Source organism: Kitasatospora sp. NPDC058170 (assembly GCF_042883905.1).
Lineage (GTDB): Bacteria > Actinomycetota > Actinomycetes > Streptomycetales > Streptomycetaceae > Kitasatospora.
On sequence record NZ_JBHVUV010000004.1, the window covers coordinates 128198 to 150870 of the forward strand.

Consider the following 22673-nt stretch of genomic DNA (forward strand, 5'->3'; position numbering starts at 1 on the left):
GCCCTCGACCCTCGACCCCGCGGCCGTCAGAGTTCGCTGCACCACCGGTGCGTTGCCGACCCCGCGGCCGTCAGACCACCGCCGGTGCGGTCTCCAGCAGCCGCACCGCGACGTCCGGGGCGAAGCCGCTGTCGTGGCCGACCCGGCGGGCGAACTCCGCGACGCCCGCCAGCTGCCGCTCACCGAGCGAGAAGTCCAGCGCCTCGCTGAAGTAGCGCTCCAGCACCCCCGCGTCGAACTCCTCCCAGCGGGCCGCGTGCTCGGCCACCTCACGGGCCTCCACCAGTGAGAGGTCCCGGGACTCCAGGAAGGCCCGGTGCACCGCGGCCGTCAGCTCGGGGCTGCGCTCGGCGAAGTCACGGCGGGCGGCCCAGACCGCGAAGACGAAGGGCAGACCGGTCCACTCCTTCCACATCTCGCCGAGGTCGTGCACCGCCAGCCCCTGCGCGGCCGCCTGGCCCAGGTAGGCCCGCAGCGCCGGGTCGCCGATCAGCACGGCGGCGTCCGCGTCGGCGAGCATCGCGTCCAGGTCGGGCGGGCAGCTGAAGTACTCCGGCCGCACCCCTTCGCGCTCCTCCAGCAGCAGCCGCGCGAGCCGCACCGAGGTCCGGCTGGTGGAGCCGAGGGCGACCCGGCGGCCGTCCAACTCGGCGAGCGGGAGCTTGCTGACGATCACGCAGGACATCACCGGTCCGTCGCTGCCGACCGCGATGTCGGGCAGGACCAGCAGGTCGTCCGCGTGGCGCAGGTACTCCACGCAGGTGATCGGACCGATGTCCAGAGAACCGCCCACCAACTGGTCACTCAGCTTCTCGGGAGTGTCCTTGGTGAGATCGAGATCCAGCAGATTGCCGGTCCTGGCCAAGCCCCAGTAGAGGGGGACGCAGTTCAGGAACTGAATATGTCCGACCCGCGGCCTGACCGGCGTCCCCGAGGTCTCCTGGACTACCGCAACCGGTTCTGCCACTGCCGTCACTCCCTTGCTGTTCGTGCCCTCCCCGCAGGGTATGCCCGGCGTTCCCGACGGCCCGCACCGGCCTTGCGACACGCTCTGGATCGTCCTCGGGAGAGGCTGCGAACCCGGCCTCCCGACACCGCCCGGACCCCCCGTCCAGGACGCCTCGAACCGGCCTCCGGACGGGCTCCACGCACCCCTTCGGGACAGCCTCCCAGGGCCTAACAACCGTCCTGGGCAGGCCTTCCGACACGCCTTGTCCGGACCGCAAGTCACCTCTGGTCGTCACAGCGCACGCATGCTAGCGTTGCCCTCAGTTGCAGTTTGATTCCCCTTGCAGTACTTGAAGCCTGCGGAGCATGTAACCGCAGGCTTTTTGTAGTTTTTCAGCAATATCGAAAAACTCCGGACCCGTCCGGAGGCAGGGCGATCAGCGCAGCGGACCGGGTGCCACACGGTGTGGCCCCCAATACGTCCCTCGCAAGGAGAACGGCATGGCTCAGGGAACCGTCAAGTGGTTCAACGCTGAGAAGGGCTTCGGCTTCATCGCCCAGGAGGGCGGCGGCCCCGACGTCTTCGTCCACTACTCCGCCATCAACGCGAACGGTTTCCGCTCGCTGGAGGAGAACCAGGCGGTCAGCTTCGACGTCACCCAGGGTCCGAAGGGCCCGCAGGCGGAGAACGTTACCGCTATCTGATCATCCTCTGATGTTCTGATCGCTCGGGACCCCTCGGGTCCGCCGGCGGCCCCCGCGGCCGTCACCATGAGCACAAGAGCAGTACCCAAGGGGGCCCGCCGATCGGTGGGCCCCCTGCCTTTGTGTCCTTGCGCCGAGGGCCCCTCAGCCGCCAGCCTCCGCCCTCAGCCACCGCCCTCCGCCGTCACGCCGCGCTCGGCAGCTCGCGGCCGAGCCAGGCCAGCGAGGAGAGGCCGAGCGGCACCAGCGCCAGGCAGAGCCCGAGCGCCGTCACCAGCACCGTCCCGCGCAGCCCGAGGCTCGCGCCCAGCCAGCCGCCCAGCAGCGCTCCCAGCGGGGCCACCCCCATCGCCACGAACCGGTTGGTCGCCGCCACCCTGCCCTGGAGCCCGTCCGGGGTGATCGACTGCCGGATGGTCAGCATCGCCACGTTGTTGGCGGTGCCGAAGGCGGCGAAGAGCAGGTTGACCAGCATCAGGGCGGCGACGGCGAGCGGCCCGCCGCCGTGCACCAGGGCGGTCAGCGGCATCACCAGGTTGGCCACCGCCGCCGTCAGCAGCAGCGCCCGGCCGTACCCGAGCCGGCCCGGCAGCCGAGCCGCCAGCACCGCGCCCAGCAGGAACCCCGGCCCGAGCGCCGCCAGCACCAGCCCGATCGCACCGGGCGACAGGCCGAGCGTGCGCGGGAGGAACTGGAGGTAGGCCACCTCGAAGGCCGTGAAGGAGAGGTTGAAGACGGCGGCCATCACCGTCATCGTCCGCAGCCGCTCGCTGCGGACCAGCAGCCGCAGCCCCTCCCGGATCTCCTGCAGCGGCTTCCCCGTCGGCACCGGCCGGCGCTCCTCCCGGTCCCGGATCAGCAGCAGGCTCACCACCGAACCCGCGTACGAGAGCGCCGCCGCACAGACCGCCACCGGCGCGGTCAGCCACTGCACCAGCAGGCCGCCCAGCGCCGGTCCGCCGATCGTCGCGGCCGACTGACTGGAGCCCAGCAGCGCGTTGCCCGCCGCCAGGTCGTCCCGGTGCAGCAGCCTCGGCAGGTAGGCCTGCGCGGCCACGTCGAACAGCACCGTGCCGCAACCGGTCAGGAAGGCGGCGGCGTAGAGCGTGCCGATGCCCAGCTCGTCCGCCCAGTGGAGCAGTGGCACGGCGGCCAGGACGGCGGCCCGCCCGATGTCCGCCGCCGCCATCAGCCGGCGGCGGCGCAGCCGGTCCGCGAGCACGCCGGCGACCAGCGCGAGCAGCAGGTACGGCAGCCGGGCCACCGAGGCGAGCAGGCCGACCTGCCCGGAGTCCGCCGCGAGCGCGAGCACCGCGGTGAGGGGCAGCGCGAGGTCGCCGATCTGGGTGGCGAAGAGGGACGCGGTCTGCGCGGTCCAGAGGCGGGCGAAGTCGGGCCGGCGGAGCAGTGGGGTGGTGGCAGCGGTGGCGGTGAGGGTTTCGGCGGTGGCAGCGGTGACGGTTTCGGGCATGGGTGTTCCCTGGAAGCTGTGGTCGGGGGCGGGTCGCGGCTCGGGGAGGCGCCTCGCGAACCGTGATCAGCATCGCGTCGGAACGGGCTCGTGGTCGAGAGCCCCTTGATCGCATGATGGTGAGCCACAGCAAGCTGCACGGGGGACGGACCATGACGGATGCGGACATCACGGAGAAGCTGCGCGGACTGCGCCCGGCGGACCTCGCGCTGTACCGGTACGCCGTCGAGCACCCGGGCTTCCGCGCGTCCGAGGCGGAGCCCGGTTCGGTCCACGCGCTCTGTGCGGCGGGCCTGTTGCGCGCCTGCGCGGACGGCCGGTGGGAGCCGGTCGACCCGCGCACGGCGGGCGCCTCCGTGGTCACCGCCGAGGCCCGCCTGCGCCGCGACCTGGCCGGACTCGGCGATGCGCGGGCGACGCTGGACGCGCTCGGCGAGCTGTACGCGGCCCGGGCGGTCGAGGCGCCGTTGGAGAGTGTCGAGTCGGTGGCGGCGGTCCTCCCCCTCATCGAGGAGGCCGCGGCGGCGGCCCGGACGGAGGTCCTGGTCACCCAGCCGGACCGGGCCTGGCCGCTGGACGAACTCGCCCTCGCCCGGCGCGGGGTGCGCGTACGCCTGCTGCACCACCACACCGCGCGCTACCACGCCCCGACCCAGGAGCGGGTCGCCGAACTCGTCGGGGCCGGCGCCGCCGCCCGGACGCTGGCCGAACCCGGCGCCCGGATGCTCGCCTTCGACCGCCGCGTCGTCCTCCTCCCCCACACCGCCGGGGGCGCCGTGGTCGTCCGCGACCCGTCCACCGTCGCCTTCCTGTGCGACGCCTTCGACCGCGGCTGGAACCTCGCCTCCCCCTACAACCCCTGCGACCCGCGCGCCGAGGTCCGCACCGAGGTGCAGAGCGCCATCCTCGCGATGCTCAGCGAGGGCCTGCGCGACGAGACCATCGCCAGGAGGCTCGGCGTCTCGCTGCGCACCTGCCGCAAGTACATCGCCGAGATCTTCGAACTCCTCGGCGCCGAGAGCCGGTTCCAGGCCGGCTACCTGACCCGCGCCAAGCAGATCCTCCGCGCGACCGACGGCGCACCGGGCTGACCTGGTTCACCTGGCTCACGTAGCTCACCTGGTTCACCGGCGCCCGCCCTCCGGCCGGCACACGAGCAGGCCCGCCCCCGGACCGGGGACGGGCCTGCTCGAAGCGTCGGCCGTCAGACGGCGACGGCCTCCTTCTTCCCGGCCTGGGCCGGGACGGCGGCCGCGGGCAGGTCCTCGTAGAGGTCGCCGGCCGGGTTGTTGTACGCGGTGAGGTCGAGGGTCTTCTCGCGGGCCGCGACCAGGATCGGCACGAGCGCCTGACCGGCGACGTTGGTCGCGGTGCGGATCATGTCGAGGATCGGGTCGATGGCGAGGAGGAGGCCGACGCCCTCCAGCGGGAGGCCCAGGGTGGAGAGGGTGAGGGTCAGCATCACGATCGCGCCGGTGAGGCCCGCGGTGGCGGCGGAGCCGATGACCGAGACGAAGGCGATCAGCAGGTAGTCCTTGATGCCGAGGTCGATGCCGTACACCTGGGCGACGAAGATCGCGGCGATCGACGGGTAGATCGCGGCGCAGCCGTCCATTTTCGTGGTGGCGCCGAACGGGACGGCGAAGGAGGCGTACTCGCTGGGGACGCCGAGGCGCTCGGTGACGCGGCGGGTGACCGGGAGGGTGCCGACGGAGGAGCGGGAGACGAAGGCCAGCTGGATGGCGGGCCAGGCGCCCTTGAAGAAGTTCAGCGGGTTGAGGCCGCCGGCGAACTTCAGCAGCAGGGAGTAGACGACGAACAGCACCAGCGCGCAGCCGATGTAGATGTCCGCGGTGAGGGTGGCGAAGGGCTTGAGCAGGTCCCAGCCGTACTTGGCGACGGACTTGCCGATCAGGCCGAGGGTGCCGAGCGGGGAGAGCCGGATGACCCACCAGAGGGCGGTCTGGGTGAGCTCCAGGACCGACTCGCTGAGCTTGAGGACCGGCTCGGCCTTGGTGCCGAGCTTGATGATCGCAGCACCGACCACGACCGCCAGGAAGACGATCTGGAGCACGTTCACCTGGGTGAACGCGTCGACGATGTTGGTCGGGAAGATGCCGGTCAGGAAGTCGATCCAGGTACCGGTGGACTTCGGCGGCTTGAGGCCCTCGGTCTTGAGGTTGGTGCCCTCGCCCGGGTTGGTGAGCAGGCCCAGGCCCAGGCCGATCGCGACGGCGATCAGCGAGGTGATCAGGAACCAGAGCAGGGTGCGGACGGCCAGCCGGGCCGCGTTGGTGACGTTGCGAAGGTTGGCGACCGAGACCACGATCGCGGTGAAGACCAGCGGCGGGACGGCCAGCTTCAGCAGCTGGACGAAGATCTTGCCGATGGTCTCCAGGGTGGTGGCCAGCCAGGAGATGTCAGCGGTGCGGGCCAGGTAGCCGAGGCCGACGCCGAACACGAGGCCGGCGACGATCTGGACCCAGAACGGGGTCTTGCGGATTCTGGCGAGCACGGACGGCGACGAGGTCGCCTCGGGCGCTGTGGACATGACGGTGCGGCTCCGGGGGAGGGCGTTGCTGACGGTGAGGTGAGGCGGGGAAGGCGGCACGGCGCAGGGGCCGGGCGGGGAGGGCTGGGCCCCCGGTCAGGGGCGTGCCGCCTGGATACAGCTCATGGCGCGACAACGGCGCGGGCTGTCCACAGCACCGGACAGGCGGCAACCGCGGGCGGCGCCGGGCATCGAGCCCAGGCCGTGCATCCGGGGTGCGCCTGAGGTGGTCATGGCCGACACGTTAGCAGTAAAGGTTTGAGATGTTCAAAGTAGTTGTTTGAGATCCGGACAGTTCCGGACACGAACGAGGCTGACGCACCATCAGCTGATCCGCACCCGGCGATTGACCACAGTGTGGTTATACGTATAACTTGGAGGCCGCCCCGCCCACGCCTGCCCAGAACCGGAGAGCCGTCCATGGGCTATCTCGCCCTGCTCCGCGCCCCCCACGTCAGCCGACTGCTCTTCGGCACCCTGCTCGGCCGCCTGCCCGCCGGAATGACCGCGCTGGTCATCGCCCTCGCCCTGCGCGAGGCCGGCACGCCGTACAGCCGGATCGGTCTGGCCACCGCCGCGTACGCCATCTCGGCCGCCGTCGGCGGGCCCGTGCTGGGCCGGATCGTGGACCGCACCGGGCAGCCGCGGGTGCTCGTCGCCTCCGCCGTGGTCGCCGGCGGCGGCTACGCACTGCTGGCGCTCGCGCCCGGCTCCGCGCTGGCCGCACCGATCGGCGCCGCGATAGCCGGGCTCGCCATGCCGCCGCTCGAACCCTGCCTGCGCTCGCTCTGGCCGGATGTCGTCGAGGAGCGGCAGCTCGACACCGCGTACGCCTTCGACTCCGCCTCGCAGCAGATCCTGTACGTCGCCGGACCGCTCGCGGTGGCCGGGATCGCGGGCGCGTTCAGCCCGGTCGCGGCGCTCTGGGTGGCGGCCGGGCTGGGGCTGGCCGGGGCGCTGGTCGTCGCCACCGCCGGACCGGCCCGGGCCTGGCAGGCGCCGCCGCGCGAGCACTCCTCGGGGCTGCTCGGACCGCTGCGCTCCCCCGGCCTGGTGCTGCTGCTGATCGGGCTGGCGGGCGCGGGCTGGGCCGTCGGCGCGCAGAACGTGCTGTTCATCGCCTACGCCGAGGCGCACGAGGGCGGCCTGCCGGGCGGGGCCGGGACGCTGCTGGCGCTGGCGGCGCTCGGCGGACTGCTGGGCGCGCTCGCGTACGGCGCGGTGCGGTGGCGCAGCAGCACGGCGACCCGGACCTGGGTGATGGCGCTCGGCATGGCGGCCGGCTACCTGCCGCTGGTCCTGCTGCCCGGGCCGTACGCGATGGCGGGGCTGGCGTTCGTCTCCGGGATCGGGCTGGCTCCGCTGCTGGCGGCGGCGTTCGTCCTGGTCGCCGAGCTGGCGCCGGTCGGCACGGTGACGGAGGCGTTCGCCTGGCTGGTGACGCTGTTCGCGACCGGCAACTCGCTCGGCTACGCCGTCTCCGGCAACCTCGCGGAGGACTCGCTGCGGCCGGTGGCGCTCTGCGCGGCGGGCGGGATCACGCTGGGCGGGCTGCTGCTGTTCGGCGCCCGCGGCTGGTTCCGGCCGGCGCCGGTCGGCCACGCCGTCGAGCAGCCGGTCCCGGTGGGCTGACCGGGCCGACCGGGCCGCCGGCCGTAGGGGGCCGGGTACCGAGGGGACGAGCCCCCTCCTGAAGACGTGGCTGCGCCCGTCGGACCGGGTGGTCTGGCCGACGGGCGCAGTCGCATACCCGGGACCGGACCGGGAACCCGGCCACCGGCACTAGTCCGAGCGGCCCTTGCCGAAGGCGGCGAAAGCGGCGGAGGCGGCGGGAGCCGGGGCGGTCGAGGAGCGCAGGACCAGCGAGGTGGCCAGCGGCGGGACCGGAGCGACCGGCGCACCGCGCAGCAGTCCGGCCAGTGCCTCGACCCCGGCCCGGCCCAACTCCTCGCCGGGCAGGTCGACCGTGGTCAGCGGCGGGGCGAGCAGCCCGGCCACCGGGATGTTGTCGATGCCGACCACCGAGAGGTCAACCGGCACCCGCAGCCCGAGTTCGGCGGCCGCCTGGTAGACGCCGGAGGCCACCACGTCGTCGTCGCAGATCACCGCGCGCGGGTGGTCGGGGCGCTCCAGCAGCCGGCGGGCGGCACTGCGGGCGGCGGGCTGGCCCTCGTTGAGGCTGACGCCCAGCTCGACCACGTCCAGGCCGAGCGCCCCGGCGGCCTGCTCGAACGCGGCCTGGCGGACCCGGAAGGTGTACGCGGAGTGGGTGGAGCGCAGCCGCCCGACCCGGCGGTGGCCGAGCCCGGCCAGGTGCTCGACGGCGGCGCGCATCCCGCCGGCCACGTCGAGCTCGACGGTGGGGCGGGCGCGGTCGGTGCCGGGGTCGGCGTCCAGGAAGACGACGGGGGTGTCGGCGGGCAGTTCGCCGAGCTGGCTGTCGTCCGGGGAGCAGATCAGCAGGCCGTCGAAACGGCTGGTGGTGGCGGCGTCGGCGAGGGTGGCACTGCCCCAGCCGGAGCTGACCACGACGGCCAGGCCGTGTCGGCCGGCCTCCTCGTGGACGCCCTCCAGCACCCGGCCGAAGAAGGGGCCGAGGATGTTCGGCACGGCGAGCAGGATCATGCCGCTGCGGCCCAGCCGGAGCTGCCGCCCCGCCGCCTGCGGGCGGTAGCCGAGGCTGCGGGCGGCCTCCCGGACCCGCTCGCGGGTGGCGTCGGAGACCCGGCGGCCGGCCTCGGCGCCGGAGAACACCAGGGAGACGGTGGCCTGCGAGACGCCGGCGAGCCGCGCCACGTCCCGCCCGGTGGGCTTGCGCACGGCGGCCGGCCAGGTGCCGCTCGCTGCGCCGGGGCCCTCCGCCTCGTGAACGCCCTGAACGCCGTCAACGCCGTGGTCGCCGTGAACCCCATGTGTACCGTGCGTACCGTGCGTGCCGGGGACGCCGTGCGCACCGTCGGCACCGGGGGTCGGACCGGCCGACGTCCCGTGCGGCGGTCCCGGGTCGGGGGCGGCGGACACGGTGGTCAGTTCTGCAGGGCCGCCGCGCGGGCGGCGTCGTCGGCGGCGTCCTCCTCCGCGTTCTGGGCGGCGATCCGCTCGGCCGTCCGGTTGCGGATACCGGTGACCTTGCCGGAGATCTGGGCCGACATGTCGTCGCGCTGCCTGCTCAGCAGCACGTAGCTCAGCGGCGCCGAGACCACCGCGGCCAGCAGGAAGAGGAAGACCACACCGGCCTGGCCCGTGACGGGGATGACCTTGAAGTGCCCGAGCAGCAGGGCGACCAGCAGGCAGCCGAGGAAGATGCTGACGCGCATGGAGGTGTAGCGGAGCGTGGCGTGCGACTTGTTGCTCACAGGGCTGCTCACGGGGACACGTCCTTCTCTGCGCGGGGCTGGGCCGGTCTCCCAGTGAAGCATGCCCAACGGGCGGCGCGGGGAACGGGTCTCCCGATCCCCGCGCGTGGTCCGCCCGCCCGTACGGCCCCCGCCGGGCCCCGCCTCAGCGCAGGTCGAGCCACATGGTGACGTCGTCCCGGTCGTCCCCGGGGGCGACCCGGATCGCGCCGGGCACCCGCCCGACCTCGGTGTAGCCGCAGCGGCCGTAGAAGGCCTCCAGCCCGAGGCCGCCGCGCAGGGTCAGCCGCAGACCGTCGAGGCCCCAGGCCCGGGCGGCCCGCTCGGCCTCGGCCATCAGGTCGGCGCCGTAGCCGCGGCCCTGGAGGTCGGGGTGGACCATGACCCGCTTGAGCATCCGCCAGTGCTCCATCAGGCCGAACCGCATGGACTCGAAGAACAGCAGGCCGGCGAGCCTGCCGCTGCCGTCCTCGCGGGCGATCAGCAGCCGGTCCGGCCCGTCCGGCCCGAGGCCGGCGAACTGCTCGTCGGCCGTGTCCCAGACCGCGTCCTGCGTCACCGGCGCGACGAAGCCGACGGCACCGCCGGCGTTGGTGACGTCCGTCCAGAGCCGCACGACCTCGGTGCGCAGGTCGGGGTCCGGCTTGGGGTCGAGGGTGAAGACGAGTGTCATGGCCCCCGAGCCTACTGGCCCCTTACGACATGGCCGGAACGGAGCGGTCCGTTCGGCCGCCGCGCAGCGCCAGGCAGAGCAGCACGGCGACTACGCAGAGCCCGCCGGCCGCGTACCAGGCGAGGTCGTAGGTGCCGAGCGCGTCGCGGGCCAGGCCCGCCAGGCCGGCCACCACGGCGGCGCCGATCTGGTGGCAGGCCAGCACCCAGCCGAAGACGATCGGTGCGTCCCCGCCGAAGTGGCGGCGGCAGAGCGCGACGGTCGGCGGCACGGTGGCCACCCAGTCCAGGCCGTAGAAGATCACGAAGGCCAGGATCGGCGGCTCCAGCGAGCCCTCGAACAGCCGCGGCAGCAGGAACAGCGAGAGCCCGCGCAGCGCGTAGTAGACGACCAGCAGCCACCGGGAGTCGAAGCGGTCGGTGAACCAGCCGCTGGCTATCGTCCCGACCACGTCGAAGACGCCGACCAGGGCCAGCAGGCTCGCCGCCGTGGTGACGGGCATGCCGTGGTCGTGGGCGGCGGGGATGAAGTGGGTGCCGACCAGTCCGGCGGTGGTCGCGCCGCAGATCGCGAAGGAGCCGGCGAGCAGCCAGAACGCCCGGCTGCGGGCGGCGTCCCGGAGCACCCGCAGCGAGCGGACCAGTGCCCGGCCGTCCGCGGCCGGGGCGGGCGGCGCCTCGGTCGCGCCGTACGGGAGCAGACCGAGGTCGGCGGGGCGCTCGCGCATCAGCAGCAGGACCGGGACGGCGACCGCGCTGGCCGCCAGCGAGACCACGACCACCGCCGAGCGCCAGCCGTGCTGCTCCACCAGCCAGGCGCCGACCGGCAGGAAGACCAGGTTGCCGGCCGCCCCGGCGGCCGTGAGCACGCCGGTGACCAGACCCTGGCGGGCCTGGAACCAGCGGCCGGTGATGGTGGTGGCGAAGGCGCCGGCCATCGAGCCGCTGCCCAGGCCGACCAGCACGCCCCAGCAGAGCACCAGTTGCCAGGGCTCGCGCATCAGCATGGTGAGGCCGGAGCCGACCGAGATGGTCAGCAGGGCGCAGACCACCACCAGGCGGACGCCGAAGCGGTCCATCAGGGCGGCGGCGAAGGGGGCGGTGAGGCCGTAGAGGGTGAGGTTGACCGAGGTGGCGCTGGAGATCGTCCCCATCGACCAGCCGAACTCGTTGTGCAGCGCGTCCATCATCAGGCTGGGCGCGGAGCGGAATCCGGCCGAGCCCAGCAGGACGACCAGGGAGACGGCGGCGATCACCCAGGCGTAGTGCGGTCGGGCGACGCGGCGGCCGACCGGGGCGGGGGAACCGGCAGGCGCGAGGGCGGGCGCATCGACGGGGGCGGGGGAACCGCCAGAGGCAGAGATAGAGACAGAGGCGGGGGAACCGGCAGGGGTGGGGGTGGTCCGTTCGTTCACCCGGCCGAGTCTCCCGGGCGGCCCGAACGGCCACGAGTGGCCTGACTGCCAGGTTCCGCAAGGATCGGGCCACGACCCGGCGTAGGCTGGGGCGACGAACCGGACGCAGGAGAGGGGCGCGCGGTGGCGCACAAGGTCGCGGTGCTGGCGCTCGACGAGGTGATCGCCTTCGAACTGGGCATCCCCTCAAGGATCTTCGAGTCGGCCAAGGACCCCGCCGACGTCCCGCTCTACCAGGTGGCCACCTGCACCGTGGACGGCCGGCCGGTCGCGACCAGCACCGACTTCCGGATCGCCGTCGACCACGGGCCCGAACTGCTGGAGTGGGCCGACACCGTGGTGATCCCGGCCGCCAAGGGCCCAGGGCCGAAGGATGGCCGGCTCGACCCCGCCGTGACCGCCGCGCTGGCCCGGATCCGGCCCGGCACCCGGCTGCTGTCGATCTGCACCGGCTCCTTCGTGCTGGCCGCCGCCGGACTGCTGGACGGCCGCCCGGCCACCACCCACTGGCGCTACACCGACAGCTTCGCCGCGCTGTTCCCGAAGGTCCGGCTCGATCCGGACGTGCTGTTCACGGACGACGGCGACGTGCTCACCTCGGGCGGGGTGGCGGCCGGCGTCGACCTCTGCCTGCACGTGGTGCGCCGCGACCACGGCAGCGCGGTCGCCAACGCGGTGGCCCGCACCTGCCTGGTGCCGCCGTGGCGCGAGGGCGGCCAGAAGCAGTACGTGGAGCTCCCCCGCCCGGCCGCCGAGACCGGCCCCGGCACCGCCACCGTCCGCGCCTGGGCGCTGGAGCACCTGGACCAGCCGCTCTCGCTGCGCCAACTCGCCGCCCGGGCGGGCATGAGCGTGCGGACCTTCACCCGGCGGTTCCGGGAGGAGACGGGCGCCAGCCCCGGCCAGTGGCTCACGGTGCAGCGCACCGAACGGGCCCGCCAGCTGCTGGAACGCACCGACATGACGATCGACCAGGTCGCGCGGGAGTCCGGGTTCGGGACGGCCGCCTCACTGCGGCTGCAGCTGCGCGAACGCCTGGACGTGGCACCGAGCGTGTACCGGCGGACCTTCCGGGCGGTGGAGCAGCCGGGGTGACGACCGGGCGTCAGGTGGCCGGAAACCGCCTCCCACGGCGGACGGATTGGATGGCGGCAGGCCGCACGCACCCCGAGCACGGCACGGCAGGCCGCCATCCAACCTCGACGCACGGGCCCTGAACCCGCGTCGCCGCACTCCGCACTCGCCAAGGAGCCAGCGCACGACCGGCAGACCACGGCCCCCCTGCTGACATGATCCCCCTGGACAGCAGCACCGCAGCGGCGTTCGGGTGTTCCCTCGGCGTCCCCTCGCAACGGAGAGCTGCTCCCAAGAGTGATCAGTCGGATACTTCACGTCAATGGGTTGTCCGAAATTCGGAATGGTTGCGTCAGGTTTCGGCCCGTTGATCGTCCGGACCTCACTGCGCCAGCGCGGCCCAGTCCACCGCGGTCAGCGGGTCCACCACCGGGGCGCCCGCGCCGATCTCGCACCAGACCCGCTTGCCCGAACCGTCCGGATACCAGCCCCAGCGGTCGCAGAGCAGCTCGACCAGCTCCAGGCCGCGCCCGTTGGTGGCGTCCTCGTCCGGGCCGGCGTGCCGGGGGGCCGGCGCGGCCTGGCTGGCGTCGGCGACCTCGACCCGCAGCGGGCCGACCGTCGCCGCCTCGCGCACGCCCTCGCCCCGGCCCGCCGCCCCGCACTCCGCCTCGTCCACCGGGAGGCAGAGCCGCAGCACCGCCGGACACCCGGTGTGCACCACGGCGTTGGTGACCAGTTCGGAGACCACCAGCACCACCGTCTCGGCGAGCGGCGCGTCCGGGTCCACGCCGTGGTTCAGCAGCCGTGAGCGCACCCAGCTACGAGCCCGGCCGACCTCGGCCGGGTCCGCCCGCACCGCCAGCTGTACCTGAAGAACCTGCACCGCTCCACCACCCGCACTCGCAGTTCGGCCATCGTCTCGATCGGGCCGGATCGTCCTGCCGGGGCCCTGGAGACGCCCTGGCGCTCACCGAAGACCGGGCCACCGCACATCTCGCCCGCGTCATCTCGTCCGTCGCGCACTGGCTGCGACACGAATACGCCTCAGGATGATTCGGCTGACGGACCGCAGCAAGCGCTTCGGGCATATTCCAGCGATCGGGGGACAGGGCAGTGCATACTGTCCCGTTCACTCATCCGAGCCTCGTACCGGCGATCGTCCGGCCGGGCCCGACCTGCCGGACACGCAGTGGCGAACCTACCGCCGGACGCCCCCGACACCGCACCCGCCACTCGCGAACCACCCGTGCGACATATGTCCAACTGCCTTCGAACAGCGGCTTCGGAGGCAGATCCCATGGACGGCCGATCCCATGGACGGCACATCCCATCGGCGGCACATCCCATGGACGGCAGATCCCATCGGCGGCACATCCCACGATGTGACGATCCGAAACTGCGTGTTCCATTCTTCACGGAATCCGCCCGGCCCCCGAAGGCCGCAAGATACCGTTGAGTACGCCAGCGAGCCCACGTCAGGAGGGTGGTTGACGATGGCCACCCCCGGCAGCGCCCCGCGCTGGGACGAGCAGCTGCAACGGCGCCTCGCCCGGGGCGAGGAGACGGCGCTCGGCGAACTGTACGACCAACTCGCCCCGATGGTGCACGGGCTGGCCGGGCGGATACTGGCCGACCAGACCGCCGCCGCCCAGCTCACCCGCGAGATATTCGCCCATGTCTGGGAGCACCCCGAGTCCTTCGACCCCGCCCAGGGCTCGCTGCGCTCCTGGCTCGGCGCACTGACCCACCGCCGGGCGGTGGACCGGCTGCGGGTGCGGCGCGCCCAACAGCCCGGCGCCGAGGGCCCGGGCGAGGAGGAGATCCGGGCCGTCGCCACCGCCGCCCGGGTCCAGTACGTGGTCGACTCCCTGCCGCAGAGCCTGCGTGAGACGATCGCCGTGACGTACTACGACGGACGCACCTACCAGGAGGCGGCCCGCCGGCTCGGTATCAGCGAGCAGACCGCCAAGCAGCGGATGCGGCTGGGTCTGGAGCTGCTGGCCACCGAACTCGCCGAGGAGCGCGCCCGCCAGCGGCGGACCGGGCAACCGGGCGGAAGCGAGGACGGGGGCACGTGACGATCACCGAGGAGCAGCACGAGGCCCTGCGCTCACTGCTCGGCGCCTGGGCCCTGGGCGCCTGCCCGCACCGCGAGGCCGCCGAGTTGGAGCGGCACCTGGCGGCCTGCCCCGGCTGCGCCGCGGAGGCCGCCCGGCTGCGGGAGGCGGCCGGCTGGCTCTCCGCGGACGAGCCGCTCGACCAGCCCGGCGCGCTGCGCCAGCAGGTGATCGACTGGTGCCTGGCCCGCCGCCCGGCCGAACTGCCCGTCCCCGGCTGGGGAGCGCCCTACACCGCCGAGACCGCCAAGCTGGACTCGCTGCTGCGCGACCTCGGCCCGGAGGAGTGGCAGGAGGTGGCCGAACTCCCCTGGCACGGCGGCACCGACCGCCTGCGCCCGGCCGAGGTGCTCTGCCATCTCGCCGCCGTGGACGGCTACCTGGCCCGTGCCCTCGGCCTGCCCGACCCCGTCCCGGGCGGCCCGCCGGTGGCGGCCGCCGCCCGCCGGGTGCCACCGCAGGACGGCGAACCCGCTCCGCCCGCGCCCCGGGTCCCGCCGCAGGGCGGTCCGTGGGCCGGGATCACCGAGCGCACCGCCCGGATGATCGCCGAACAGTCCGGCCTGCCACCGCAGTCGGTGCGGGCCCGGTGGCGCCGGCTGACCCACGAGCTGGTCCGCAGCGCCGCGCTGGCACCGCAGGGCAACACGCCCGTCGACTTCGGCTTCGCCACCGTCCCGCTGCGCGACGCCTTCGTCGACCGGGCCTTCGAGTGCTACGTCCACGGCGAGGACGTGGCCCGCGCGGTCGCCTACCCGTACGACCCGCCGGCGCCGCAGCACCTGCGGCAGATGGTCGACCTGGCGGTGCGGATGCTGCCACTGGCCCTGGCCGGACTGCGCGCGACCGCGCCCGCCGGGCCGGCCGGGGAGCCCCGGGGCGGCGCCCGGCAGGGCCGGCGGCTTCGGCTGGTGATCGACGGCCCGGCGTCCGGCGAGTGGCTGATACCCCTGGACGGCCCGGAGAGCGGCCCGCCCGGCGGGGAGCCGGTGGCCTCGATGGTGCTGGACGGGCTGGAGTTCTGCCAACTGGCCGCCGCGCACCGCGACCCGGACCGGGTGCCGGTCGGCGAGCACGGCGACCGGGCCGCGATCCGCGAGGTGCTGCGCGCGACGCCGCTGCTGTCGCGCCCCTGAGGCACCGGGGCGCGACCGGCCGCGTGCCGGGTGGGTGGGGTCAGGCGAAGACGACGGTCCGGGTGCCGTTGAGCAGCACCCGGTGCTCGCTGTGCCACTTCACCGCGCGGGCCAGCGCCTGGCACTCGACGTCCCGGCCGAGCGCGACCAGCTGGTCCGGGGTGATGTCGTGCGTCACCCGGGCCACCTCCTGCTCGATGATCGGGCCCTCGTCCAGGTCGGCGGTGACGTAGTGCGCGGTGGCGCCGATCACCTTCACACCGCGGGCGTGCGCCTGGTGGTACGGCTTGGCGCCCTTGAAGCTCGGCAGGAAGGAGTGGTGGATGTTGATCACCTTGCCGGACAGCGCGGTGCACAGGTCGTCCGACAGCACCTGCATGTAGCGGGCCAGCACCACCAGGTCGACGTCCTCCTTGGCCACCAGGTCCAGCAGCTGCTGCTCGGCGTCGGCCTTGTTGTCCCGGGTGACCGGGATGTGGCGGAACGGGATGCCGTAGCCCTCGGTCAGCTCCTGGAAGTCCGTGTGGTTGGAGACCACCGCGGCGATCTCCACCGGCAGCGCGCCGATCCGGGTGCGGAACAGCAGGTCGTTCAGGCAGTGCCCGAACTTGCTGACCATCAGGACGATCCGCATCTTCTCCTCGGTCGGGTGGATCTGCCAGTCCATCCCGAACGAGGCGCCGATCGCGGCGAAGCTGGCCCGCAGCTTGTCCACGGAGACCGGCTCGGCGGCGGAGAAGTGCACCCGCATGAAGAACAGCCCGCTGTCCCCGTCACCGAACTGCTGGCTGTCGATGATGTTGCACCCGGTCATGAAGAGGTAACTGGAGACCGCGTGCACGATGCCCTGCTTGTCGGGGCAGGACAGCGTGAGGACGTACTGGGCGCTGGCCGACTGCTGTTCCACGGTGGGGTTGTCCCGTCCTGAGGTCGTGCCGTATGGGTGGTCCAGCGTGTCACATCCTGGACAGCGGGCGTCCGGCTGCCCGTACTGCGGGACGCCCTGCTCAGGAGCGGGTTCAGACCTGGGTGAGGATCCGCAGGACCTCCAGCGAACGCGGCGGCGCGTCCGGGTCCTCACCGTCGTTGAGCGCCAGCTTCACGTGCGCCTCGCGGGCGGCCCGGACGGCCTCCGGCCAGCCGTGGTGGCCGAGGTAGTCGGAGGCCGGGGCGTCCGCGCCGACCTCGTGCAGGATCCGGAGCACCCGGAGCACCGCGACGTCCACCACGGCGGCCTCGGCCGAGTCACGCAGGATCGTCCCCACGTACTTCTCGGCCGACCAGCGGTCCAGCCAGGTGTCCTCGACCAGCCGGTAGACGGCGTCGGTCACGTCGCCGTAGCCCTCCCGGCCGGACAACCAGGTGTCCTGCTGGAATCCGGGGTCGGACAGCATGTGCAGCGCCGAGCGCAGTCGGGCTCGCCAGCGCCACCAGGGCAGGTCGTTGAGCGGCATGCCGCCCATCGTGCTGGAGCGGTGCCCCGGACGAGAAGGGTTTCGGGCAGACCGATACGAAGAATCTGTGCTGGCGGACATGGAGGACGATCGTACGTTCCCCGACCGTTCGCGCTCTACTCGCGATCTACACGCGTCCCCACCCGGAGTTCGACCGCCGTTGGCCGTTCGTTTGGTTTTCGTCCCTCTCTGCTTGTGGCATGCGGGCTTGGGTGGTTCCAGTGCGCGCATAGAGCGCCCGGGAGGGAAGACCGATGACCAGCCGAAGGGGCTCGTCCCAGGATCAGCACCCGATTGCGGATCGGCGTCGCCGGCGCCCGATCGCGGCAGCGGCCACCGCGGTGGCACTGCTCCCAACCCTCTTCTCGGCCTCCGCGTGCGGCGGACCGGCCGACGCCTCCACCGGCAGTGGCGAGCTCACCGTGATGACCTGGGCACCGGCCGGGACCGGCACCGCCGACCGGCCCGGGATGACCGCGCTGGCCGAGGCGATCAGCCGGGACATCAACGGCAAGGGCGGCCTGAACGGCCGCAGGCTGCGGGTCCTGACCTGCAACGAGCACAACACCCCGGCCGGGGCGACGGCCTGCGCCCAGCAGGCCGTGGACGCCAAGGCGACCGCCGTGATCGGCTCGTACAGCCAGTTCGGCGACAACTTCATGCCCATCCTGGAGCGCGCCGGCATCCCGCTGGTCGGCGGCTACGGCCTCTCCACCCCGGAGTTCAGCAGCCCGCTGTCCTACCCGGTCGACGGCGGCATGCCGGCCCTGATCGGCGGCAGCGGACGGCAGCTGGTCGACGCCGGGTGCCGGACCGTCTCGCTGGTCCGCCCGGACACCCCGGCCGGCGACAACCTGCTCGGCTACCTGGCCAACGCGCTCAAGCCCGCCGGGATCAAGCTGCTGGACGTCAAGGCGCCGGAGCAGTCCACCGACTACACCGCGGTGGCCCGCAAGGCGATCGGCAAGGACGAACCGGCGAACTGCCTGACCAGCGCACTCGGCGCCGAGCCGACCGGCAACCTGCTCGACTCCTACCGCCGGCTGGGCCCGAAGAACACCCGGATCGCCTCGGTGATCGGCAGCGTCCAGCAGTCGGTGGTCGACTCCACCGGCGGCGACAACGGCCCGCTGGCCGGCGCGTACGTGACCAGCTGGTACCCGCCGGAGTCGGCGAAGATCTGGGACGCGCTGCGCTCGGTGGCCCGTACCGACAGCGCGGGCGTCACCATCGATGTCGCCGACCCCGGGGTGCAGACCACCTGGGTCGCGTACGAGGTGTTCCGGCAGGCCGCCGAGCGGGTGGCGGCGGCCGGGCGGACGCTCAACGCCAAGTCGCTGACCGCGCTGCTGGACAGCGGGGACCAGATGGACGTCGGGATCACCCCGCCGCTCAGCTGGGGCACCACCAACATGCTGGCCAGCACCGAGTCGCCCCGGCTGGTGAACACCTGGGTCACCTACCAGGTGGTCAAGGGCGGTCGGCTGACCTTGCAGCAGCCCGGCTTCGTGGACGTGCGCTGGGTGCTCACCGGGAGCAGGCCGCCGGCCTGACCTGCGCGACCGGGCGCTGAAGGGCGCTGCGGCGCGCCCGACGGCACGAAGGGCACCGAACGTCGCGGGGCCGGACCGCTCTGGTCCGGCCCTCGGCGTCGGCGGGCCCGGGCGCCCTGTGCGGCCCCGGGCTCAGAGGTCGCCGTCGGTCCTGGTCGGCAGGCCGGTCTGGCCGGCCACGGCGTTCCAGAGGCCGGCGGCCTGCTTCTTGGCGGTGGTGGCCGTACCGCTGGACTGGACCGCGTTCTTGTAGTGCTGGTTGTCCAGCTTCTTGGGGTCGCAGCCTGCCTGCGAGTCCCCGGCCCAGGCCGCGTACTCGTCGTCGGCCGTCGCCGAGGCCTGCCAGGCCTGGTTGAGCTGGTCCACCAGCTGCTGGCCGCTCGGCAGCTGGTCCGCCTTGAGCTTCGAGAGCTTCGCCTGGAGGTCCCGGCGCTTGCCCGCCGCCTCGGTCAGCGCCTGCTGGGACTCGGGCAGCTTGTCGCACTTCTGCACCGACCCCACCGCGCCGATCACCGCCTGGCGGCTGTCGTTGGCGGTGGCGAGCAGGTCGGAGAGCGCCTGCGCCTGGGCCTTGACCTCCGGGCTGACGGCGGGGGCCGAACCGCCCGTGGTGGGCGCGGTGCCGGCGGTGGTGCCGGTGGCCACGGGGGCGGCCTGCTTCTCCTTGCCCGGCTTCTCGTCGTCGCCGCCCATCAGGACGGCGACCAGGATGCCGGCCGCCACACAGCCCGCCACCACACCACCGACGATCAGCTTGCCGGACGAGCGCCCGCCGCCCTGGCGGGCGGAGACCTGCGAGGTCGGGTAGTCCCCGGCCGGCGGGTAGTCCTGCGCCGGAGGGTAGTCCTGCGCGGGCGGCTGGTACGCCGGGTACGCCTGCTGCTGCTGTGGCTGCGGCGGGTAGCCGGGCAGCGGGGCGGCCTGCTGCTGCGGCATCGCCTGCGTCGGGTAGGCGTGGCTCTGGTCCTGGTAGCCCTGCTGCGGGGCGCCTCCGGGGTACGGCGGGAGGTACTGGGTGGCCGGGGCCGGGTCGGCCGCCGGCTGCCCGCCGTACGGGCCGCCCTGGGCCGGGACGCCCTCCCCCAGGTACTCCGGCTGGCCCGTCGGCGCACCGGGCGGCAGCGGCTGCCCGTGCGGGCCCGGCTGCACCGGCTGCCCGTGGGGCTGAGGCTGCTGGGGCTGCTGGGGCTGCTGACCGGGCTCCGGGCGAAACAGATCGTCCAGGTTGAAGTCACCCGAGTTGGGGTACGAGCGGCGCTGGCTCAACGCGTTTCCTCACCTGTGCACGACCGCGCGCTGACGGCGGACCACATCTCGTCGGTTCTTGGGAGCATCACAGTTCCTTGGACGTCGCGCCCACGCTACCGGTTCACCGAACCGGGTGACCACGTGGGCGGGACATCCCTCACCGGCCCCGCACCTACCGCACCCCGGCGCTGGTCAGGCGGCCTCCGCCTCCGCCCGGGCCTGGAACTCGCGGACCACCCGCTGTTCCCGGAACGGCTCCAGCCGGCGGCGGAACTCGTCCAGGTACTCCACGCCCCGGTTGGAGCGCAGCCCGCTCAGCAGCCGCACCGCCTGCGCACCCGTCTCACAGGCGCGCTCCAGGTCCCGCTGCTGGAGCTGGGCCGTCGCGAGCAGCACCAGGTCCACCGCGCGGCGCCGGACCCTGGTCGGCGGGTGCAGGTCCAGCGCCCGCCGGGCGTAGTGCTCGGCCGGACCGGCCTGCTCCAAGTCCCGGTGGCAGTGCGCCAGCTCGTCGGCCAGGTAGGCGTCGTCGAAGTGGACGATCCAGTCCGGGTCGTCCTCCGGGCGGCGCCGCTCCATCGCCTCCAGGGCCTTGGCCGCCACCGCCTCGCAGGAGCGGGCGTCCCCCAGCAGGGCGTGGCCGCGCGCCTCGGCCGCGTAGAACATCGCCATCGCCGTCGGGGTGGCCACCGAGCGGGCGCCCTCCTGGGCGGCGCGGGCGAGTTGGGCGATCTCCCGAGGGTTGCCCAGGGTCGCCGCCAGGTGGCTCATCGAGGCGGCCAGCACGTACCCGCCGTAGCCCCGGTCGTCCGCCGCCTGGGCGAGCCGCAGCGCCTGGATGTAGTACCGCTGGGCGAGGCCCGGCTGGCCGGTGTCCACCGCCATGTAGCCGGCCAGCTCCGTCAACCGGGCGACCGCCGCGAAGAGTTGCCGACCGGTCTCCTCCCGGTAGGCGCCGCCGAGCAGGCTGGAGACCACGCTGTTGAGGTAGTGGACGACCACCGGACGGACGTGGCCGCTGCCGAAGCGGTGGTCCAGGTCGACCAGCATCGCGGTGGTCGCCTTGATCGCCGCGACGTCGGTCGGGCCCACCCGCGGGCCGCCGGTCCGGGCCACCACCGGGTCCGGCGGGGTGATCAGCCAGTCCCGGCTGGGCTCGACCAGCGCGGAGGCCGCGACCGTGGCACCGGTCAGGAAGTCCCGCCGGCCGACGTCGCTGCGCCACAGCTCGCAGACCTGCTCCAGCGCGGCGTTCAGCGTCGGCGCGAACTGCAGCCCGATACCGGAGCTGAGGTTCTTGCCGTCGGCCATGCCGATCTCCTCGACCGACACACCGCGGCCGAGTTTGCGGCCGAGCGCCTCGGCGATCACCGCCGGCGCCTGGCCGCGCGGTTGCTGGCCCCGCAGCCAGCGCGCCACCGACGTCTTGTCGTACCGCAGGTCCAGGCCGTGCTCGGCCCCGCACAGATTGACTCTCCGTGCCAGACCGGCGTTCGAGCAGCTGGCCTCCTGGATCAACTGCTGCAGGCGCTCGTTGGGCTGTCGTGCGACAAGTGGTCTCGCGGCCATTGGGCTTCGCCTCCCCACACCCTCCGGTCCCGGCCGGCGGGCGACGATTCTGCTGATCTGTTGCCGACTGTCCGACCGTCCAAGGAATCTGACACCAGGTTAGCGATCAGCAACGCCAGCGGGATACCCACGGTGACGATCCCCACCCCCCACGCGCCCTGGGAAATGCTCCCGTGCGCCCCCACTGCGCCCGCCCCCGCCCACCCCAACTCGGTTGCCTCACCGGTTCGGGTGACATTGCCGCCACGCGGAAGACCGGCTCCCGCGCGGCCGTAACCAGCCTCACGCACGGTAGTTGAGCAGCGCGTGGAAGACATCCCAGGACCCCCCGACCAGGGCGGCAGTGCCGAACTGCCCCCGCTGCTCATCGAAGCCGTCAGCTACGCCGAGAACCGCCACTGGGAGGTCGCCCCGGGCGCCTGGCTGATCGACGGCGACGGTCCGGCCCGCTGCTCGTGCGGCGACCTGCGCTGCCCACTGCCCGGGGCCCACCCGCTCGACGCGGACTGGGCCCGCAAGGCGAGCGCCGGCCCGGGTGCGGTGCGCCGGTGGTGGACCGAGCGCCCCGCGGCGTCGATCCTGCTGCCCACCGGCCGCTCCTTCGACGTCCTGGACGTGCCCGAGGTGGCCGGCTGCCTGGCCCTGGCCCGGATGGAGCGGATGGACCTCCAGCTCGGCCCGGTGGTCGCCGTCCCGGCCGCGCCCGGGCGGGTCGGGCGGCGGCTGCACTTCCTGGTGCTCCCCGGGGTGGCGGCCAAGCTCCCCGAGATGCTCCGCAAGCTCGGCTGGCCGCAGGGCCGGCTCGACCTGGTGGCCCGCGGCGAGGGCGACTGGACGGTCGCCCCGCCCTCCCGGGTCGGTCCGTGCGGCTTCGCCCAGTGGGCCCGCTCGCCCTCCGCGCTGAACCGCTGGCTGCCGGACGCGGCCGAGCTGATCAGCCCGCTGGCGTACGCGTGCGGGCGCGAGGCCCCCGCGGCGCACCCCCAGGCGGCCCAGCCGGCGGCGGTCCACTGAGCCGTCCGGTCCGGGGCCGACGGTGTGATTCACCGTCCCGTGAACGGCCGCCCTACGCCTATCGGGTGAGGGTGTGCACCGCGCGACACCCCGCGCGCGACTGACGGGCCTTGCCTCCCACCGGAGGCAGGGCCCGTCACACGCATGTCCGGATAAGGCTTCGGTGTACCCGCTGGTCAACGGCGAAAGCCCCTCGTACGAGTGACAACGCTCAAGGATTGCCATGATCTGCCGAGGGGAGAAATTCCATCGTGAGGGGACGCCGGAAGGGGCGCTCGGACGGGGAAGCCGGGCGGGGCGGTCGGGAGGGAACCGGAGGGGACGGAGGGGATCAGGAGGGGAACGGAGGGGACGGGAGGGAGCAGGAGGGGACCGCAGGGGAGGTCC

General features: G+C 73.4%; 20 protein-coding genes. 8 read left to right on the top strand and 12 right to left on the bottom strand.

Features of this window, described 5'->3' with window-relative positions:
* Positions 1 to 70: 70 nt before the first annotated feature.
* Complete coding sequence (locus ACFVVX_RS06680; protein ID WP_387942136.1) at positions 71 to 967, bottom strand: menaquinone biosynthetic enzyme MqnA/MqnD family protein; 897 nt, start codon at positions 965 to 967, stop codon at positions 71 to 73.
* 482 nt (positions 968 to 1449) lie between these two features.
* Between ACFVVX_RS06680 and ACFVVX_RS06685 the strand changes: the two genes are divergently transcribed.
* Positions 1450 to 1653, top strand: coding sequence for a cold-shock protein (locus ACFVVX_RS06685; protein ID WP_057227626.1), 204 nt, complete (start codon positions 1450 to 1452; stop codon positions 1651 to 1653).
* A gap of 184 nt (positions 1654 to 1837) precedes the next feature.
* Here the strand turns inward: ACFVVX_RS06685 and ACFVVX_RS06690 are convergent, their stop codons facing one another.
* On the bottom strand, positions 1838 to 3124 hold the full coding sequence (locus ACFVVX_RS06690) for an MFS transporter (RefSeq protein WP_387942138.1): 1287 nt from the start codon (positions 3122 to 3124) through the stop codon (positions 1838 to 1840).
* A 152-nt stretch (positions 3125 to 3276) separates the two neighbouring features.
* Here ACFVVX_RS06690 and ACFVVX_RS06695 point away from each other — a divergent pair, with 152 nt between their 5' ends.
* Entirely contained in the window at positions 3277 to 4215 is a 939-nt protein-coding gene (locus ACFVVX_RS06695) for a LuxR C-terminal-related transcriptional regulator (protein ID WP_387942140.1), read from the top strand.
* 113 nt (positions 4216 to 4328) lie between these two features.
* Here the strand turns inward: ACFVVX_RS06695 and ACFVVX_RS06700 are convergent, their stop codons facing one another.
* Positions 4329 to 5675, bottom strand: a complete 1347-nt coding sequence (locus tag ACFVVX_RS06700; RefSeq protein ID WP_387942142.1) for a dicarboxylate/amino acid:cation symporter — start codon at positions 5673 to 5675, stop codon at positions 4329 to 4331.
* A gap of 420 nt (positions 5676 to 6095) precedes the next feature.
* On the opposite strand from ACFVVX_RS06700, the gene ACFVVX_RS06705 reads away from it, so the two are divergent.
* Entirely contained in the window at positions 6096 to 7307 is a 1212-nt protein-coding gene (locus tag ACFVVX_RS06705; RefSeq protein ID WP_387942144.1) for an MFS transporter, read from the top strand.
* 150 nt (positions 7308 to 7457) lie between these two features.
* Here the strand turns inward: ACFVVX_RS06705 and ACFVVX_RS06710 are convergent, their stop codons facing one another.
* The 4 genes from ACFVVX_RS06710 to ACFVVX_RS06725 all read right to left on the bottom strand — a co-directional run bounded on the left by ACFVVX_RS06710 (position 7458) and on the right by ACFVVX_RS06725 (position 11067).
* Positions 7458 to 8495, bottom strand: a complete 1038-nt coding sequence (locus ACFVVX_RS06710) for a LacI family DNA-binding transcriptional regulator (RefSeq protein ID WP_387942146.1) — start codon at positions 8493 to 8495, stop codon at positions 7458 to 7460.
* 206 nt (positions 8496 to 8701) lie between these two features.
* Positions 8702 to 9043, bottom strand: coding sequence for a DUF4229 domain-containing protein (locus ACFVVX_RS06715; protein ID WP_387942148.1), 342 nt, complete (start codon positions 9041 to 9043; stop codon positions 8702 to 8704).
* 133 nt (positions 9044 to 9176) lie between these two features.
* Positions 9177 to 9704 (bottom strand): GNAT family N-acetyltransferase, encoded by a 528-nt coding sequence (locus ACFVVX_RS06720; RefSeq protein ID WP_387942150.1) that lies wholly within the window; start codon positions 9702 to 9704, stop codon positions 9177 to 9179.
* 22 nt (positions 9705 to 9726) lie between these two features.
* On the bottom strand, positions 9727 to 11067 hold the full coding sequence (locus ACFVVX_RS06725) for an MFS transporter (RefSeq protein ID WP_387942525.1): 1341 nt from the start codon (positions 11065 to 11067) through the stop codon (positions 9727 to 9729).
* Positions 11068 to 11241: 174 nt separating this feature from the next.
* On the opposite strand from ACFVVX_RS06725, the gene ACFVVX_RS06730 reads away from it, so the two are divergent.
* Entirely contained in the window at positions 11242 to 12213 is a 972-nt protein-coding gene (locus tag ACFVVX_RS06730; RefSeq protein ID WP_387942152.1) for a GlxA family transcriptional regulator, read from the top strand.
* A 361-nt stretch (positions 12214 to 12574) separates the two neighbouring features.
* Here the strand turns inward: ACFVVX_RS06730 and ACFVVX_RS06735 are convergent, their stop codons facing one another.
* Positions 12575 to 13078 (bottom strand): ATP-binding protein, encoded by a 504-nt coding sequence (locus ACFVVX_RS06735; protein ID WP_387942154.1) that lies wholly within the window; start codon positions 13076 to 13078, stop codon positions 12575 to 12577.
* A 610-nt stretch (positions 13079 to 13688) separates the two neighbouring features.
* Between ACFVVX_RS06735 and ACFVVX_RS06740 the strand changes: the two genes are divergently transcribed.
* Positions 13689 to 14273, top strand: a complete 585-nt coding sequence (locus ACFVVX_RS06740; protein ID WP_387942527.1) for a sigma-70 family RNA polymerase sigma factor — start codon at positions 13689 to 13691, stop codon at positions 14271 to 14273.
* Positions 14270 to 15448, top strand: a complete 1179-nt coding sequence (locus tag ACFVVX_RS06745) for a zf-HC2 domain-containing protein (RefSeq protein WP_387942156.1) — start codon at positions 14270 to 14272, stop codon at positions 15446 to 15448. Before ACFVVX_RS06740 ends, ACFVVX_RS06745 begins: the two co-directional genes overlap by 4 nt.
* 40 nt (positions 15449 to 15488) lie before the next feature.
* On the opposite strand, the gene purU is transcribed toward ACFVVX_RS06745, so the two are convergent.
* Both purU and ACFVVX_RS06755 read right to left on the bottom strand, forming a co-directional pair.
* Complete coding sequence (gene purU, locus ACFVVX_RS06750) at positions 15489 to 16355, bottom strand: formyltetrahydrofolate deformylase (protein WP_387942158.1); 867 nt, start codon at positions 16353 to 16355, stop codon at positions 15489 to 15491.
* A gap of 112 nt (positions 16356 to 16467) precedes the next feature.
* Positions 16468 to 16983, bottom strand: coding sequence for a hypothetical protein (locus ACFVVX_RS06755; protein ID WP_387942160.1), 516 nt, complete (start codon positions 16981 to 16983; stop codon positions 16468 to 16470).
* A gap of 260 nt (positions 16984 to 17243) precedes the next feature.
* On the opposite strand from ACFVVX_RS06755, the gene ACFVVX_RS06760 reads away from it, so the two are divergent.
* Positions 17244 to 18455, top strand: coding sequence for an ABC transporter substrate-binding protein (locus ACFVVX_RS06760; protein WP_387942162.1), 1212 nt, complete (start codon positions 17244 to 17246; stop codon positions 18453 to 18455).
* A gap of 132 nt (positions 18456 to 18587) precedes the next feature.
* Here ACFVVX_RS06760 and ACFVVX_RS06765 read toward each other — a convergent pair whose 3' ends face one another.
* Both ACFVVX_RS06765 and ACFVVX_RS06770 read right to left on the bottom strand, forming a co-directional pair.
* Positions 18588 to 19721, bottom strand: coding sequence for a hypothetical protein (locus tag ACFVVX_RS06765; protein WP_387942164.1), 1134 nt, complete (start codon positions 19719 to 19721; stop codon positions 18588 to 18590).
* A 174-nt stretch (positions 19722 to 19895) separates the two neighbouring features.
* Complete coding sequence (locus tag ACFVVX_RS06770; RefSeq protein ID WP_387942166.1) at positions 19896 to 21272, bottom strand: transcriptional regulator; 1377 nt, start codon at positions 21270 to 21272, stop codon at positions 19896 to 19898.
* Positions 21273 to 21578: 306 nt separating this feature from the next.
* On the opposite strand from ACFVVX_RS06770, the gene ACFVVX_RS06775 reads away from it, so the two are divergent.
* Positions 21579 to 22286 (top strand): bifunctional DNA primase/polymerase, encoded by a 708-nt coding sequence (locus ACFVVX_RS06775; protein ID WP_387942168.1) that lies wholly within the window; start codon positions 21579 to 21581, stop codon positions 22284 to 22286.
* Positions 22287 to 22673: the final 387 nt, after the last annotated feature.

Coding starts and splice junctions, on each gene's coding strand:
- ACFVVX_RS06740 (WP_387942527.1), top strand. CDS start 13,689: ATGGCCACCCCCGGCAGCGCCCCGCGCTGGGACGAGCAGCTGCAACGG.
- ACFVVX_RS06700 (WP_387942142.1), bottom strand. CDS start 5,675: ATGTCCACAGCGCCCGAGGCGACCTCGTCGCCGTCCGTGCTCGCCAGA.
- ACFVVX_RS06770 (WP_387942166.1), bottom strand. CDS start 21,272: ATGGCCGCGAGACCACTTGTCGCACGACAGCCCAACGAGCGCCTGCAG.
- ACFVVX_RS06685 (WP_057227626.1), top strand. CDS start 1,450: ATGGCTCAGGGAACCGTCAAGTGGTTCAACGCTGAGAAGGGCTTCGGC.
- ACFVVX_RS06695 (WP_387942140.1), top strand. CDS start 3,277: ATGACGGATGCGGACATCACGGAGAAGCTGCGCGGACTGCGCCCGGCG.
- ACFVVX_RS06705 (WP_387942144.1), top strand. CDS start 6,096: ATGGGCTATCTCGCCCTGCTCCGCGCCCCCCACGTCAGCCGACTGCTC.
- ACFVVX_RS06690 (WP_387942138.1), bottom strand. CDS start 3,124: ATGCCCGAAACCGTCACCGCTGCCACCGCCGAAACCCTCACCGCCACC.
- ACFVVX_RS06720 (WP_387942150.1), bottom strand. CDS start 9,704: ATGACACTCGTCTTCACCCTCGACCCCAAGCCGGACCCCGACCTGCGC.
- ACFVVX_RS06755 (WP_387942160.1), bottom strand. CDS start 16,983: ATGTCCGCCAGCACAGATTCTTCGTATCGGTCTGCCCGAAACCCTTCT.